At 54.0% G+C, this 14,393-nt stretch carries 15 protein-coding genes; 8 read left to right on the forward strand and 7 right to left on the reverse strand.

The window, feature by feature from the left end:
* The first annotated feature begins 49 nt into the window (after nucleotides 1-49).
* From rfbB to IEW09_RS17370, 7 genes are all read left to right on the forward strand, one after another.
* The gene (rfbB, locus tag IEW09_RS17340; protein ID WP_188555517.1) at nucleotides 50-1,174 is read left to right on the forward strand and encodes a dTDP-glucose 4,6-dehydratase; all 1,125 of its coding nucleotides are present in this window, start codon (nucleotides 50-52) and stop codon (nucleotides 1,172-1,174) included.
* On the forward strand, nucleotides 1,171-2,046 hold the full coding sequence (rfbA, locus tag IEW09_RS17345; protein ID WP_188555518.1) for a glucose-1-phosphate thymidylyltransferase RfbA: 876 nt from the start codon (nucleotides 1,171-1,173) through the stop codon (nucleotides 2,044-2,046). Before rfbB ends, rfbA begins: the two co-directional genes overlap by 4 nt.
* On the forward strand, nucleotides 2,046-2,981 hold the full coding sequence (rfbD, locus tag IEW09_RS17350) for a dTDP-4-dehydrorhamnose reductase (RefSeq protein ID WP_188555519.1): 936 nt from the start codon (nucleotides 2,046-2,048) through the stop codon (nucleotides 2,979-2,981). The genes rfbA and rfbD overlap by 1 nt, the downstream gene beginning before the upstream one ends.
* Nucleotides 2,982-3,113: 132 nt before the next feature.
* Nucleotides 3,114-4,022 carry a glycosyltransferase family 2 protein gene (locus IEW09_RS17355; protein ID WP_188555520.1) on the forward strand — a complete coding sequence of 303 codons (909 nt, stop codon included), beginning with the start codon at nucleotides 3,114-3,116 and terminating at the stop codon, nucleotides 4,020-4,022.
* Between the two features lie 45 nt (nucleotides 4,023-4,067).
* Complete coding sequence (locus tag IEW09_RS17360) at nucleotides 4,068-4,883, forward strand: 2OG-Fe(II) oxygenase (RefSeq protein WP_188555521.1); 816 nt, start codon at nucleotides 4,068-4,070, stop codon at nucleotides 4,881-4,883.
* A 104-nt stretch (nucleotides 4,884-4,987) separates the two neighbouring features.
* Nucleotides 4,988-6,055, forward strand: a complete 1,068-nt coding sequence (locus IEW09_RS17365; protein ID WP_229739413.1) for a glycosyltransferase family 9 protein — start codon at nucleotides 4,988-4,990, stop codon at nucleotides 6,053-6,055.
* Nucleotides 6,052-6,600 (forward strand): D-glycero-alpha-D-manno-heptose-1,7-bisphosphate 7-phosphatase, encoded by a 549-nt coding sequence (locus tag IEW09_RS17370; RefSeq protein ID WP_188555522.1) that lies wholly within the window; start codon nucleotides 6,052-6,054, stop codon nucleotides 6,598-6,600. The genes IEW09_RS17365 and IEW09_RS17370 overlap by 4 nt, the downstream gene beginning before the upstream one ends.
* 10 nt (nucleotides 6,601-6,610) lie before the next feature.
* Here IEW09_RS17370 and IEW09_RS17375 read toward each other — a convergent pair whose 3' ends face one another.
* The 6 genes from IEW09_RS17375 to IEW09_RS17400 all read right to left on the reverse strand — a co-directional run bounded on the left by IEW09_RS17375 (nucleotide 6,611) and on the right by IEW09_RS17400 (nucleotide 11,007).
* Complete coding sequence (locus IEW09_RS17375) at nucleotides 6,611-7,336, reverse strand: polysaccharide deacetylase family protein (protein ID WP_188555523.1); 726 nt, start codon at nucleotides 7,334-7,336, stop codon at nucleotides 6,611-6,613.
* Between the two features lie 33 nt (nucleotides 7,337-7,369).
* Nucleotides 7,370-7,852 carry a peroxiredoxin gene (locus IEW09_RS17380; RefSeq protein ID WP_188555524.1) on the reverse strand — a complete coding sequence of 161 codons (483 nt, stop codon included), beginning with the start codon at nucleotides 7,850-7,852 and terminating at the stop codon, nucleotides 7,370-7,372.
* Nucleotides 7,853-7,910: 58 nt separating this feature from the next.
* Nucleotides 7,911-8,912 carry an ACP S-malonyltransferase gene (locus IEW09_RS17385; RefSeq protein ID WP_188555525.1) on the reverse strand — a complete coding sequence of 334 codons (1,002 nt, stop codon included), beginning with the start codon at nucleotides 8,910-8,912 and terminating at the stop codon, nucleotides 7,911-7,913.
* A gap of 132 nt (nucleotides 8,913-9,044) precedes the next feature.
* Nucleotides 9,045-9,905 carry an FkbM family methyltransferase gene (locus IEW09_RS17390; protein WP_188555526.1) on the reverse strand — a complete coding sequence of 287 codons (861 nt, stop codon included), beginning with the start codon at nucleotides 9,903-9,905 and terminating at the stop codon, nucleotides 9,045-9,047.
* Between the two features lie 121 nt (nucleotides 9,906-10,026).
* Nucleotides 10,027-10,296 carry a hypothetical protein gene (locus IEW09_RS17395; protein ID WP_188555527.1) on the reverse strand — a complete coding sequence of 90 codons (270 nt, stop codon included), beginning with the start codon at nucleotides 10,294-10,296 and terminating at the stop codon, nucleotides 10,027-10,029.
* 63 nt (nucleotides 10,297-10,359) lie between these two features.
* Complete coding sequence (locus IEW09_RS17400; protein WP_188555528.1) at nucleotides 10,360-11,007, reverse strand: DUF4230 domain-containing protein; 648 nt, start codon at nucleotides 11,005-11,007, stop codon at nucleotides 10,360-10,362.
* A gap of 236 nt (nucleotides 11,008-11,243) precedes the next feature.
* On the opposite strand from IEW09_RS17400, the gene IEW09_RS17405 reads away from it, so the two are divergent.
* A complete protein-coding gene (locus IEW09_RS17405; protein ID WP_188555529.1) occupies nucleotides 11,244-12,710 on the forward strand; it encodes a metallophosphoesterase family protein in 1,467 nt (488 codons plus the stop codon).
* A gap of 40 nt (nucleotides 12,711-12,750) precedes the next feature.
* Here the strand turns inward: IEW09_RS17405 and pyrG are convergent, their stop codons facing one another.
* Entirely contained in the window at nucleotides 12,751-14,391 is a 1,641-nt protein-coding gene (gene pyrG / locus IEW09_RS17410; RefSeq protein WP_188555530.1) for a CTP synthase, read from the reverse strand.
* Between the last annotated feature and the right edge of the window lie 2 nt (nucleotides 14,392-14,393).

Consider the following 14,393-nt stretch of genomic DNA (forward strand, 5'->3'; position numbering starts at 1 on the left):
GATGTTCCTTGATTTCATGCATTGATTGACAGACAGAGAGGGTTATATTTTGAGCGAACTGCAACCCATTTTGATTAGTGGCGGAGTTGGATTTATTGGCTCGAATTTTGTGCAGCATTGGTTCTCGAAAGGTTTCGGACCAGTGGTCAATCTGGATAAGTTGACCTATGCGGGAAACCCCGAAAATCTGGCTTCGATAGAAGGTGATCCAGCTTACACCTTTGCGCATGGCGATATCTGCGATGCGAAGTTAGTAGCCCAGTTGATGAAACAGCACCACCCGCGTGCAGTGGTTCATTTTGCGGCTGAAAGCCATGTTGATCGTTCTATCGCAGGCCCAGAAGCGTTTCTAAGAACAAACATCGATGGCACATTTACATTACTGCAGGCTGCGCGCGAATATTATGCGACCTTGACTGGCTCCGAACGAGAGAGTTTTCGCTTTCTTCATGTGTCAACCGATGAGGTGTACGGAACTCTCAACCCGGATGATCCTGCATTTCATGAAGAGACACCTTATTCGCCGAATAGTCCTTATGCTGCATCCAAGGCGGCAAGCGATCACCTGGTGCGCGCCTGGGTGCACACTTACGGTTTGCCGGCGATCATTACAAATTGCTCGAATAACTACGGGCCGTATCAATTTCCTGAGAAACTTATTCCACTCATGATTGCGAATGCGCTTCAAGGAAAGCCTCTTCCCATCTATGGAGATGGTCAGCAGGTAAGAGACTGGCTTTTTGTGCTGGACCATTGCCGGGCTCTTCAAACTGTTCTAGAACGAGGTCGTGTTGGGGAGACATATAACGTTGGTGGAGGAAATCAACGAAGCAATCTGGAGGTCGTGACGACACTTTGCGCTTTGTTGGATGAGTTGGTTCCCGAGTCGAAGTTCAAGCCACATTTCCAGCTCGTAAAGTATGTCACTGACAGGCCGGGGCATGATCGACGCTATGCCATTGATGCGCGAAAGCTCGAGACGGAGCTTGGCTGGCGGGCGGAAGAGAGTTTTGAAACCGGGCTAAGGAAGACGGTCGAATGGTATCTTGCGAACTCGGCTTGGGTGCAAAATGTCACCAGCGGCGCTTATCAGCAATGGGTCGCGCAGAACTATGACAGTCGAGCTGTGTCAGAGAACCCGGCAAGCAGGACAACGGCCAAGGAGGCTCTGTGAAGGGGATTATTCTTGCAGGTGGGTCCGGTACCAGATTGCATCCGGTAACGCAGGTGGTCTCAAAACAGCTTTTACCGGTCTACGACAAGCCGATGATTTACTATCCGCTATCGGTGTTGATGCTTGCAGGCATTCGTGAGATATTGCTCATCTCCACTCCGGAAGATACGCCTCGCTTCAGGCAGCTCCTGGGATCGGGGGAACAGTGGGGTATCAAGATCGAATATGCCGTACAGCCTTCGCCCGATGGATTAGCGCAGGCGTTTCTGATTGGCAAAGAGTTTCTTGCCGGAGATGGATGTTGCCTCGTGTTGGGTGACAACATCTTTTATGGGCACGACTTTGCGGCAACGCTTCAGCAGGCGGCTGCGGGTGGACCGGGTGCAACCGTTTTCGCTTATCCGGTACTGGATCCGGAGCGATATGGCGTCGTGGAGTTTGATAAAGAGGGGCGAGCCATATCCCTTGAAGAAAAACCGCTTAAGCCGAAGTCGCGATATGCGGTGACAGGAATCTATTTTTACGATGCTCAGGTAGTTGGCATCGCCGAGGGGCTTAAGCCCTCTCCGCGTGGCGAGCTTGAGATTACGGATGTCAACCGATGGTATCTGGAACGCGGGCAGCTGCGAACTGAGCTTCTAGGCCGCGGAATGGCATGGCTGGACACGGGCACGCACGATTCATTATTAGAAGCGGCGACGTTTATCCATACGATTGAGCAACGCCAGGGTCTGAAGGTGGCATGTCCTGAAGAGATTGCCTATCGTCTTGGTTACATCGATGCAGAACAGATGAAAGCGCTCGCGGCGAAGATCGCAAAGAGCACTTATGGACAATACTTGCTGCGTCTGCTCGAAGATACGGTGTATTGATGCACGCCGAAGCTGCTTCTAAGGTAGATGGGCCGATTCTTGTCACTGGAGGAACAGGGCAGGTTGGCGGCCAATTGGTAAAGATGCTTGCACCGTGGGCAGAGGTGGTTGCCCCTGGACGAGCTGAGTTGGATCTCACGAGTGCCGAAAGCATACGCAGCGTTATTCGAGCGATACAGCCTCGTTGGATTGTGAATCCTGCGGCATATACGGCAGTGGATAAAGCAGAAAGCGAGCCAGAACTTGCCTACGCCATCAATGCTGAAGCAGTGCGCGTGCTCGGCGAGGAAGCACGGCAGATCGGTGCGGCAGTAATCCATTTTTCAACGGACTATGTCTTCGATGGGGTAGGTTCTGCTCCATATAAGGAGACGGATACAACGACTCCGGCAAGTGTATACGGAGCGAGCAAGCTGGCAGGAGAGCAGGCACTCGTGAACAGCGGCGCTGCCTACATGATTTTTCGTACTAGCTGGGTGTACGGATCGCAAGGCAAGAACTTCTTGCTGACGATCTTGAAGCTGGCACGCGAGAAGGAGACGTTGCGTGTGGTTGCCGACCAGCATGGCGCACCGACCTGGAGCCGCGATCTGGCAGAGATGACGGCTCATGTAATTCGTCGTTGTGAGGAGAGAGCTGGTCAGAACCGCAAGCAGCCGCTCGAAGCATTAGCCCGGTGGGGAGGTCTTTACCATGCAGCGGGCTCAGGCGAGACCACATGGCATGGATTTGCTCAGGAAGCGGTTCGGTTGCAGCAGATGCAGGAACCTGAAAAGAAGTTTGCAGAGATCGTAGCGATCTCGACGGCCGAGTATCCTACTCCTGCACGTCGTCCGGCAAATTCGCGTCTGAGTTGCAGTAAGTTACAAGAAAATCTTGGATGGCGGATGATGGATTGGCGTGAGTCTTTGCAAAAGGTGATGACTGAGCTGTAGTGCAGCGACTAGGCGCATGCATATACATTAGGTGCCGTGTCTAAGGGGTAGTGCGACAGGAATAAACATTTAAGCTTCGAGATCTAAAAAGAGACTTGTAGACTCTAGATGTGCCGTTCGTTAAAGGATGCTGTGACCGAGCTCTCCATGTTGGGAAGTGCTGCTGAGATGAATCCCCGGGTCATTTGTGTGGTGGTGAACTGGAATGGCTGGCAGGATACGATAGAGTGTCTTTTTTCATTGCGTCAGCAGGATTATGACAGGTTGGAAGTTCTCGTCGTTGACAACGGTTCCACAAATGATTCATCCCAACGGATTTTGGATGCTCATCCTTGGGTTACGTTGATTCAACTGAAAAACAATGTCGGTTTCCCTTCGGGCTGCAATGCGGGTACTCGATTGGCAATACAAAGAGGTGCCGATTATGTTTGGCTACTGAACAACGATACGATTGTTCCCGCAGATACTGTTCGAAAACTTTTGCGTGTAGCTTTATCTAATCCTCAAGCTGGAGCAGTTGGTGCGGTTCTGTATTATATGTACAGTCCGACTAAGGTGCAGGCTTGGGGTGGTGGACGTATCAATGTTTGGACGGGCTTTGTCACGCATTTTGAACAGGCAACCAGTTTTGAGGGGAATACATATTTAACGGGAGCGTGCATGCTTCTGCCTCGAAAGGTATGCCAAGAGGTCGGCATATTTTACGAAGGATTTTTTATGTATTGCGATGACAGTGATTTTTGTCTTCGTTTACGTAGTGCGGGGTATGAACTGTCTATCGCTAAAGATACCGCGATCTTGCACAAGGAAGGTGCAAGTAGTCCGAAACGCAGCCCACTCATTGACCGCTTTGCAACCACATCGGGGATGCGGTTGCTCAAAAGACATGCTCCCCTGCCATTTATCTCCATTACGCTTTTTCTTCTCCTCCGAATGGCAAATCGTGTGCGCCGGATTGAATGGAAAAATCTGTACGCTGTATGGCAGGGCATTGTGGTCTATCTGAAGGAGAGGCATCTCAAGTTTACGGATCAAATTTGACCAAGCTTCCATTATCTTGTTGTCAACGGATAGAATGCTGATGTCATGTCACTTATCTCTCCTCTTAGTTCTCCTTCGGTTTTTGATACGTTAGTTTCTCAATTTCGCGCTGCCGAACCCTTCCATCATGTTGTTGTCGATAATTTTCTTTCCGCTGAGGTTGCAGAAGCAGTGGCTAGCGAATTTCCGGCGTTCGATGGATCTGTGTGGAACGAGTACAACAACGCTATCGAGATAAAGAAGGCTTGCAATCACTGGGATCGCTTTCCACGAGCGACATATCAGTTGTTCCGTTATCTCAATTCCGAAGAGTTCGTGGGTGAAATGAGTAAGTTGGCAGGTGAGCAGCTTTATGCGGACCCAGGATTACACGGTGGTGGCTGGCATTCACATGCAACCGGTGGCAAACTCAACATGCACTTGGACTACTCAATACATCCTAAGACCGGCTTAGAGCGGCGGTTGAATCTGATTATCTACATGCAGCCAGGGTGGCAGTTAGAATGGGGCGGCGCTTTGGGGTTCTGGAAGCATGACGAAGCAAAGAATGCTCCAGGAGAACTAGTCACCCAAATTCCCTGCCTGTTTAATCGTGCTGTTATTTTTGACACGTCGCAGAATTCCTGGCATGGCCTGCCTGACCCTGTTGCATGCCCTCCCAATAAGCCTCGTAACAGCCTTGCTATTTATTACCTTTGCAAGCCACGGCAGTTTGCTGCTGAGAGGGGACGTGCTCTATTTGCACCAAGCAGTGAACAGGCGAATGATCCAGAGGTACTGGAGCTCATCAAATTGCGCAGTCAGGTTCAAACTTCAGGTTCGGTTTACCGGCAAGAAGATAATCATAGACACAAGAAATAGTCTGTAACTATTGTTAGGTTGCCTTCTGTTGTGTGGAATGATACATGTGACTGTTCCTCAGAACATTTAAGCTGTGTTTCACGGGGACAGATGCTTGGTCGCGCATGATGCAACGAGTTCTTATCATTAAATTTGGAGCTATTGGCGATGTCGTCATGGCGGTTCCCGCTGCATACGCATTGCACCTTGGCGGTGCCGAGATTGATTGGGTATGTGGGCCAGCGGTTGTTCCTCTATTACAGTGCTACCCGTGGATACGAACGATTCCTGTAGACGATCAGGCAATGTTCAGCGGAACGATAACTGAAAAATTGATCGCGCTGGCCGCGTTGTGGCGGGCGATCGGTTGGAAAAAGTATGATCTTTGCGCAACGCTTTATTATGATGCGCGTTACCGAGTCGTAATGTTGCCAGTGCATGCGCGCCGGAAAATAATGCTATCGCGAAAGAATCGAACGTGGATGCTCTTGGCGGGACGGCATCACACAGATGAGTATGCGCGGATTCTACTGCGACTGGAGGATGGAGAGCGTCCCTTAGGATTGGCTCCGGTGCGTCCAGAGAACTTGCCTGAGTCTCCACTGATTCGAGTAGATACACGTTCGCGAGTGGTGTTGGTTCCGGCAGGAGCCAAAAATATGATTCGTGACGATGCGCTGAGACGTTGGCCGGTAGAGAATTACGTTGCCTTGGCGTCGGCTCTTATAGAGCGTGGTGTGGAAGTGATACTCGCTGGTGGCCCAGGAGATAGATGGGCCATTCCTTTCTTTGAAGGAATGGCAGTTACCAATCTGATTGGAAATCTTGAACTGCCTGAGATGCTTGCATTGCTGGACGACAGCGATGTGATCGTGACGCATGATACAGGCCCTTTGCATCTTGCGGGAGTTACGAAAGTAGGTATCGTGAGTATCTTTGGACCAACAGACCCCCGAGGACGATTGCCACAGCGGACGAATACGGTGGCGTTATGGGGTGGTGAAGGATTTGCTTGCAGGCCTTGCTATGACGGACGGGACTTTGCTCCATGTCTGCATAATGGATGCATGAGGCAGGTTTCGGTGGAGATGGTGCTTCGTGAGGTGTATGCCGTGCTGGAACAGCGGCAATCGGGACGATCGATGCCACCGCGGATTATAACTCCAGTGAGTACGGTGGTAGCAGAGTTATGAGCCGACGTGCATTATTTTTAGACCGGGATGGGGTGATCAATCACGAGGTAGGGTATCTGCACCGGGTGGAGGACGTGCGGTTTGTGGATGGCATCTTTTCTCTTTGCCGGACGGCCGCCGGGCTGGGTTATCGATTGATTGTGGTGACGAATCAGGCTGGAATTGCACGAGGTTTTTACTCGGAGGCGGACTTCGACGCTTTAATGGTTTGGATGAAAGACGCTTTCCGAGCTGAAGGAGTGGAGTTAGATGCGGTGTATCACTGTCCTTTTCACCCCGAGCATGGAGTCGGTGAATATAAGCGGGAGCATGAAGACCGCAAACCAGGAACGGGCATGTTGCGCCGTGGGGTGCGGGAGTTTGGAATTGAGCTGGACGCGAGCGTCATGGTAGGTGATCGCTGCAGCGATATTGCAGCCGCAAATACTGCGGGGTTGCGGCAGGCTTTTTTAATCAGTGGGACGGAGACCGAGAGATGCAGCGGCGAATATCTCGCGGTGGACGGACTGATCGAAGTGGAACAGTGGCTGACCGAGCGCGACTAACGCAAATAAGTCAGGCCCACTTGGCTACTGTGACGAATCGCATTCCGATGGGTTTGTAGCGCTGCAACAGAAGATCAGTGGCTTCGACCGAAGGCATACGAGGCTGGCCGATACCAAGATGTCCGCCATCGTGGAGCAGGACGTTAGAAGAGCGCTTACGGTTATGGTTGTGTTCGATACCACGCGTAATGTTGCTCAGAATTTCCGCTGCGGAAATAGGGTTCCAGTCGAACGCTGTGATGTTCCACTGAACGGCGGTGATGCCGAGTTCGCTCGCGATCCGTAAGACAACCGGACGGCGGGCGCCATGTGGCGCGCGGAAGAAGCGGACCGGTGCTCCCAGCGTATCTTCAAGCACGGCGTTGCAGCCTGCAAGCTCCTGGCGAATGCGTGCCGTCGACTGCCACGAGAGCCATGGGTGAGTCATCGTGTGATTGCCAACGACATGACCGGCAGCAGCAATCGACCGCACCAGCGCTGGTCGCTGGCGAACAAAGTCGCCGATCAGAAAAAAAGTAGCGTGTACCTCGTGGCGGGCAAGAACTTCAAGCAAACGTTCGGTAGCGGTGTCGTTGGGGCCGTCGTCGTAGGTAAGAGCGATTTCATTTGAATCGGAGCCTGCAACCAACACGCGTCCAAAGAGCTGAGACTGCGGCCAAAGAGCTGCATAAGCGGCAGCTCCGGCAACGGCGGCGGTGGTAAGAGCAGCAGCGGCAGCCAGTTGGATTGATGTCATCTTCCGTCCCTCTCTGGCCGTCGCTCGGCTGGCTTAGGCGTGGGTCGGCGTGGCGTGCAGCAGTTCCAACACCTCTTCGGCGTGGTTCTCTGGCTTCACCTTGGGAAAGATGTGCAGCAGGCGCTGGCCGGAGCCGGTGTCAGGACTGATGATTAACGTAGTTCTCTCGACGCCTTTGACCAGCTTTCCGTACATGCTCTTGGGGCGGAGCAGGTCATAGCGCTTAATGAGGATCATCTCCGGGTCGGCGAGCAGATCATATGGAAGGTTGTATTTTCGCTGGAAGTTCTTCTGTGCCTTTGGTGTATCACGCGAGACGCCGAGTACAATGACTCCGGCCTGTTGAAGCTTCTGGAAAGCATCGCGGAAGCCGCAGGCCTCGATGGTACAGCCTGAGGTATTGGCGCGAGGGTAGAAGAACAGTACAACCGGCTTGTCGGCGAAGTCGGTGAGATTGACGGTCTGTCCGTCCTGGTTCTGGAGGGTAAAGTTTTCTACTTTATCGTTGATCTGCATTGCAATCCTCTGGCGAATTTTAATGAACAGCTCACGGTCTTTGGCGTGATAAATACAGTCATGAAGCGATCAAGGCATCGATGGTCTTCTCAAGCGATGCCGAATCCTCGACGTTGAGTGTGCTCTGGCTGCGGTCGATCTGGCGCATGAGGCCTGTAAGTACCTTGCCGGGGCCAACCTCGATGAAGTGGGTGGCGCCCTGAGCGATCAAAAGCTGAATGCACTCGACCCAGCGAACAGAGCCGGTGACCTGGCGGACGAGGCAGTCGCGGGCTTCGGCACGACGGGTAATGAGTCGGGCATCGACGTTGCAAGCGATCGGGAACTGGGGATCGTTGAAGATAAGGGCCTCGAGATCGGTAGCGAGCGCCTTCTGTGCGGGTTGCATAAGGGCGCAATGGAAGGGGGCGCTGACGGCAAGCATAACGGTGCGCTTAGCTCCCGCTTGCTTGCACAGATCGGCGACGCGATGGACAGCCTCAGTTGCGCCCGAGATGACGGTCTGATCGGGAGAGTTCAGGTTGGCCGGTGAGACGACGGCGCTGTTGGGCGAAAAGGCCTGCGCTTGGGGGCTGGTGATATTGGCGGTGGGTAGCGGGGTGAGATCGTCGGAGACCTGGGCGCAGATATCGTTGATCAGGTCTGCGGACATCCCAAGAATGGCAGCCATCGCGCCCTCGCCCGGAGGGACGGCCTGCTGCATATAGCGGCCACGATTACGGACGGTGCGGACGGCATCGGCAAATGAGAGGGTTCCGGCGACAACGTGAGCGGAGTACTCGCCGAGAGAGTGGCCGGCGGCAAAGGCCGGCATGATGCCCTTGCCTGCAAGGATGCGCGCAGCAGCGACGGAGACGGTGAGGATGGCGGGCTGCGTGTGCTCGGTAAGTTTGAGCTGATCTTCCGGTCCTTCGAAGATGAGTTTGGAGAGAGAGAAGCCGAGGGCTTCATCCGCTTCGTCGAAGATGGCCCGGGCGGCGGGAAAGTTTTCGTAGAGATCTCTGCCCATGCCGACAGATTGGGACCCTTGGCCGGGGAAGAGGAACGCTGTTTTCGTCATTGGACTTAATGGTAAATCAACCGAGGCCTGAGAGTTGATTGCAGGCAAAGACATTTGGAGGGTTTCGCCGGTGGCTTGAGGAAAGATCGGACCGCCCTAGATGTCAGTTCTCGCTTCTTCGAGGCGTTCTGATTATCCCAGAGAGGATTGGGACTGAGAGATTTCTTTGAAATTAATGGAGGCGATATTCTCGTCCTTTATGCAGAACTCCCTTCCGCTTGCACTATGAAAGCGGAAGAAGGGAAGCGACGAGCCCTGCCCCGGCAAAAGCCAGTCGTGAGGTTCCATAATAATGAGAGGAAAGCGGTTAATGTCAGAACAGTCACCAGAGAATAACGATTCTTCGCCGCCTTCGACATCGATTTTGAGAATAAAAGGAACGAAGCGATCTTCGGGTTTCGAGGCGAGCAGACTTGCCATGGTCACCATGGCGATCTCGGGGCCCTGTTCGGTCTCTACTGTCCGGTAAGCCATGGTGCCCCAGCCGGCGTCGGCAAGATGTGAGATACCGTCGGTAGCGCCAATCCCGGCCTTCCGGAGATCTACATCTAGCCCGGTGCAATTTCTTTGCAATAGCGAAAAGTTATCTGGTGCAGGCTCGACGGCGAGCACGTGAGCCTCGGGGTACCGGGCCGTAAACCAGATCACGCTGGCCCCGATGTTGGCTCCGCAATCGATGATTAAGGGCCGCTTCCCCGAGGTAAGAATCTTCTGGTAAAAACGCTCAATCAGAACGCCATGATCTCGTCCGGGCATGTCGTACTGATTCTGCTCGAAGCATTGGCTGATCGCGGTCTTATCGGCATAGGTGCGCCTGTGGAAGATCGCTAGGCTTTTGCCGCGGAAGGTGACCTTGCAGACGCCAAGACTTGTGGGAATGCTGGGATGGACGATTTTGCGGGTTAGGTGCAAGGTTCGGCGAGCTGCCTGATAAGCAATCCGACCGAGAGAAGTCGAGTTCAGTGTTTCAGTGGCTTCAGCTTGAAAGCTCATGGGAAATGCCCCAGTAACTAAGTCAGTCCGATTGAACCTCAGAACATATCACGCACAACTGTAGGTTCACATCCTTTATATGAATCAGATGCATATTTTCCAAGGCTGAATGCCTCGGATGCTAGATGCCGAGGCCGAAGTCTACGTCTTCCTCATCGCCGGCGTGGGCGTAGAAATCGTAGGGAGTGCGATGGTTGAACTTGTAGCGGAGACGAAGTTCGCGGCCCACAAACAGACCCAAGGCTACGGCCCCAAGACCGGCCGAGATCCAGCCGATGGTCTTGATGAGTGCCGATTCCTGCTCATCTGCAGCTACGACATCCTCGGCAGCAGGGGATGAAACCTCTGCGGGATTCTTGCTAACGCTGCGGGAGTGAGAACTGAACCTCATATTGTGGATGATAGCGCAGGTTTGCCACGGATGGGAGGGGGGTATTGAATTGGATGCCATTGGTTACATTACCTCGACATGTTGAAAACCTAGACCGTACAGCAGGGTGGTAATCGTTGCGCAGGCATTCTTGCGAGCGGCGTCGAGGATGCCGTCACTGAGAGCATCTTTCTGCAACTGGTCCTGAGCGTGGGCACGCGTCTCGGACTCCAGATTCTGGTCGGCTGAGGTGAGCAGGCCGGTGGAACGTGCATAGACCCGGGTGTGTTGATTGTCGATTGTTGTGACGAAGAGTTCAGAGGGCGGAAGGGTGACGCGGATTGATCGGCCGTCGATGTGGACGTCTTCGGGATGGAGCTTGGAGAGGTCGACTCCGGCGATGGACTGGCCGTGAACGATTAGCAGGATGCGATCGCCGGCGAGAAGGTCAGGCAAAACTGCGCTTGACTTCGAACCTTCGACGACGGTATCGAGCGAGTAGACGACGGTTTCGAGGCGATCGAGGCGCTGGATCTTCTGAACGATGGCAGGGACCGAGGTGTCGAACGTTGTCGTCGTACGGCCGGTCATCGCGGTAGCAAGCTGGGAGAGCACTCCGGTAGTGGCATGGCGGAGGAAGACAACCATCACCAACGCTCCCAAAAACAAGGCGAAGAGGAAGACAAGAATAGCGCCGGAGAAGCTGCGGCGGGAGTTATGTTCAGTCGTCATAAAAGATTGGATGCCGACCGAAGGCAGATCAGCATCCACTCTAGCGCAGAGAGGTGCAGAGGGATTGCCTCGTAAATATTAGTTTCATCTCCAACCGAAATGGTAGACCGGCTACCCCGTTTTTGGGAACTATTTTTCTATTGATATAGCGATGAAGAATTCATTATGCAATGGCAAATATATGGGAGTTGATATCGTGATATCAGTCGGAAGTGATTGAGGAACAAGGTGAAGCGATGATTCTGCAGAGAGCCGCTTTGATTTGTGGGGTGCTGGCAATCTTCTGCATCTCTGCGGTGCATTCCGCTATCGGTCAATCGCCCCGTGCGCAGTCGGGGCATACAGCTTCTGCTCTTCTGATCAGCGATATTCACTTTGATCCGTTCCATGATCCGGGCAAGGTGGCGAAGCTGGTGAAGTCTCCTGCGAGCGAATGGGAGAGAATCCTGGAGGAGCCAGCCTCGGCGGATCAGCCGACGGCGTTTGCTGCCTTGCAGCAGCGATGCGGTGTGCGTGGCGTCGACACTCCTTACGAATTGTTTCGCTCTAGTTTGCAGGCAGAACGGGGCGAAGCACCTAATGCAAAGTTCATTACCTTGAGCGGAGATCTGGTGACCCATGGATTCAGTTGCAAATATGCGGCGCTGGTCTCTGCGAAGACGCTGAGCGACTATGTTGCCTTTGTCGCCAAAACGGTGGAGTTTGTGACGGGCCAGTTGCGTAAGACTTTTCCGGGGATGCCCCTCTATGTGGCGTTGGGCAATAACGACTCGGGCTGCGGCGACTACCGATTAAATGAAGCAAGCGATTTTTTAAAAGCGACAGCAAAGAGCGTGATAGCAGGATTGCCGAAGTCCGCGGATCGAAAGAAGGCTCTGGCGGACTTTATGGCTGGCGGTTACTACAGCGTGATGATGGCTACCCCGATGAGCAATACGCGGCTGATTGTTCTGGACGATATCTTCATGTCGCAGAAGTACGCGACCTGTGGCGGCCAGAGAGATGCTGCTGCCGCGGTAGCGCAGATCGCATGGCTGCAAAAGGAATTGGCCGAGGCCAGACAGCATCGGCAGAGAGTCTGGGTCATGGGGCATATTCCACCGGGAGTCGATATCTACTCGATCTTTATGAAGATGCGGAATGTCTGTGCAAACGATAAGCCGGAGATGTTTCTCTCTTCCGACCAATTAGGCGATGCGCTTGTGAAGAACGCCGATGTGATACGGCTGGGGATTTTTGCCCACACACACATGGACGAGCTGCGTTTGCTGGAGCCTGAGCATGGCACCGAGGGTAATGGCGAGGTTGCGATCAAGATGGTCTCGTCGATCTCGCCCATCAACGCGAACAATCCATCCTTTACCGTGGCCAGCATCGATGTTGCTGCGGCCACGCTGGCAGACTATCAGGTCTTTGCCGCTTCGAATCTGACTGGCGTGAATGCCTCGTGGTCAAAGGAATATGACTTTGCGCAGTCTTATGAGGAGACGGAATTTTCCGCTGCTACGGTAAAGACGCTGATTGAGGAGTTTCGCGTCGACCCGGATGCAACGACCAACGCGAGTCGATCGTATATCGGCAATTTTTTTCCAGGCGACCACTCATCTTTAATCAAGCCGCTTTGGCCGCAGTATGTGTGCGCTTTATCGCACTACACAGCCGAAGGGTTTGATCGTTGCGTGTGCGACATGGCAAACAAATAAACTGGCCGGACGATATGCGAAACATCCGGCCAGTCGAGGTTTATTCGCTCTTGGCGGCTACAGCCTCGCTGCCGACTGGCTGGGCAATACGATTGCGGTAGCTGGCGGCGACAAAGTCGCGGAAGAGCGGATGTGGCTCCAGTGGCTTCGATTTGAACTCGGGGTGGAACTGGCAGCCGAGGAAGAATGGGTGGCCGGGAATCTCCACGATCTCGACATAGGTAGCGTCGGGGGTGGTTCCGGTGATGCGCAGGCCAGCTCCCGTGAGTAGGGCTTCGTACTCACGATTGAACTCGTAGCGATGACGATGGCGCTCTGAAATTTCAGTTGTCCCGTAGGCCTGAGCCGCCAGAGAGCCAGCCTCCATCACGCAGTCCCATGCCCCAAGGCGCATGGTGCCACCCATCTCCTCCACGCCCGTAAGCTCGCGGAGCTTATAGATGATGCGGTGCGGTGTGGCAGGATCGAACTCGCCGGAGTTAGCCTCTTTGAGGCCGCAGACGTTGCGGGCATACTCGATGCAGGCGGTCTGCATGCCGAGGCAGATACCGAAGTACGGTGTGCCGCTCTCGCGTGCATAGCGAATAGCGTTCAGCATACCTTCGATGCCGCGCTTGCCGAAGCCGCCGGGGACGAGGATGCCGTCGAAGTCCTCAAGCTGTGTCGCATAGTCGTCGGATTCAAGGCCTTCAGCTTCGATCCAAGTCACCCGAAGCTTCAGATTGTGCGCGAGCGCGCCATGAACCAGAGCTTCCTTCAGAGATTTATAGCTGTCCTCATACTCGACGTACTTGCCGACGATGCCGATGGAGACCTCATCCTTGGGGTTGTAGGCGCGGTGAACAATGTCCTGCCACTTGGAGAGGTTAGGCTCCTTGGCGTCGATGCGGAGGTATTTCAGCGCAAGAGCGTCTACCCCTTCTGCGGCGAAGGTCAACGGAACCTCATAGATGCTGGCGACGTCGCGTGCTGCAATGACAGCAGGCTCTTCGACGTTGCAGAAGAGGGCAATCTTGCTGCGCATCTCGCGGGGGACTGGGCGATCGGAGCGGCAAAGCAGAATGTCAGGCTGGATACCGATGGAGAGCATCTCCTTGACGGAGTGCTGGGTGGGCTTGGTCTTAAGTTCCTGAGCAGCGGCAATCCACGGGATTAACGTGACATGCACGAAGACGGTATTGTCGCGGCCAAGGTCCTGGCGCATCTGGCGGATCGCTTCGAGGAAGGGAAGCGACTCGATATCGCCCACCGTTCCGCCGATTTCTACGATGGTCACCTCGGTGTCGGCGGCGACCTTGCGCATGGCGTTCTTGATCTCGTTGGTGACGTGGGGAATGACCTGCACCGTCTTGCCGAGATAGTCACCGCGGCGCTCCTTGGTGATGATCTGCTCGTAGATGCGGCCCGTGGTGAGGTTGTTGTCGCGGGTCAGCTTAGCGTGGGTGAAGCGCTCGTAGTGGCCAAGATCGAGGTCGGTCTCTGCGCCGTCGTCGGTGACAAAGACTTCGCCATGCTGGAAGGGCGACATGGTGCCGGGATCGACGTTGAGATAGGGGTCAAACTTCATGAGGTTGACCTTGATGCCGCGGGCCTCAAGAAGGCAGCCAATAGAAGCTGCGGCGAGACCTTTACCAAGGCTGGACACAACTCCGCCGGTAACAAAGATGTACTTTGCTGACATTA

Origin of the sequence: Edaphobacter dinghuensis (assembly GCF_014640335.1) — a bacterium.
Classification (GTDB): domain Bacteria; phylum Acidobacteriota; class Terriglobia; order Terriglobales; family Acidobacteriaceae; genus Edaphobacter; species Edaphobacter dinghuensis.

Bases quoted from the DNA above. Each gene is read 5' to 3' on its own strand.
- rfbD (WP_188555519.1), top strand. From the start codon at position 2,046: ATGCACGCCGAAGCTGCTTCTAAGGTAGATGGGCCGATTCTTGTCACT.
- IEW09_RS17360 (WP_188555521.1), top strand. From the start codon at position 4,068: ATGTCACTTATCTCTCCTCTTAGTTCTCCTTCGGTTTTTGATACGTTA.
- IEW09_RS17365 (WP_229739413.1), top strand. From the start codon at position 4,988: ATGATGCAACGAGTTCTTATCATTAAATTTGGAGCTATTGGCGATGTC.
- IEW09_RS17370 (WP_188555522.1), top strand. From the start codon at position 6,052: ATGAGCCGACGTGCATTATTTTTAGACCGGGATGGGGTGATCAATCAC.
- IEW09_RS17375 (WP_188555523.1), bottom strand. From the start codon at position 7,336: ATGACATCAATCCAACTGGCTGCCGCTGCTGCTCTTACCACCGCCGCC.
- IEW09_RS17380 (WP_188555524.1), bottom strand. From the start codon at position 7,852: ATGCAGATCAACGATAAAGTAGAAAACTTTACCCTCCAGAACCAGGAC.
- IEW09_RS17385 (WP_188555525.1), bottom strand. From the start codon at position 8,912: ATGACGAAAACAGCGTTCCTCTTCCCCGGCCAAGGGTCCCAATCTGTC.
- IEW09_RS17390 (WP_188555526.1), bottom strand. From the start codon at position 9,905: ATGAGCTTTCAAGCTGAAGCCACTGAAACACTGAACTCGACTTCTCTC.
- IEW09_RS17395 (WP_188555527.1), bottom strand. From the start codon at position 10,296: ATGAGGTTCAGTTCTCACTCCCGCAGCGTTAGCAAGAATCCCGCAGAG.
- IEW09_RS17400 (WP_188555528.1), bottom strand. From the start codon at position 11,007: ATGACGACTGAACATAACTCCCGCCGCAGCTTCTCCGGCGCTATTCTT.
- IEW09_RS17405 (WP_188555529.1), top strand. From the start codon at position 11,244: ATGATTCTGCAGAGAGCCGCTTTGATTTGTGGGGTGCTGGCAATCTTC.
- pyrG (WP_188555530.1), bottom strand. From the start codon at position 14,391: ATGTCAGCAAAGTACATCTTTGTTACCGGCGGAGTTGTGTCCAGCCTT.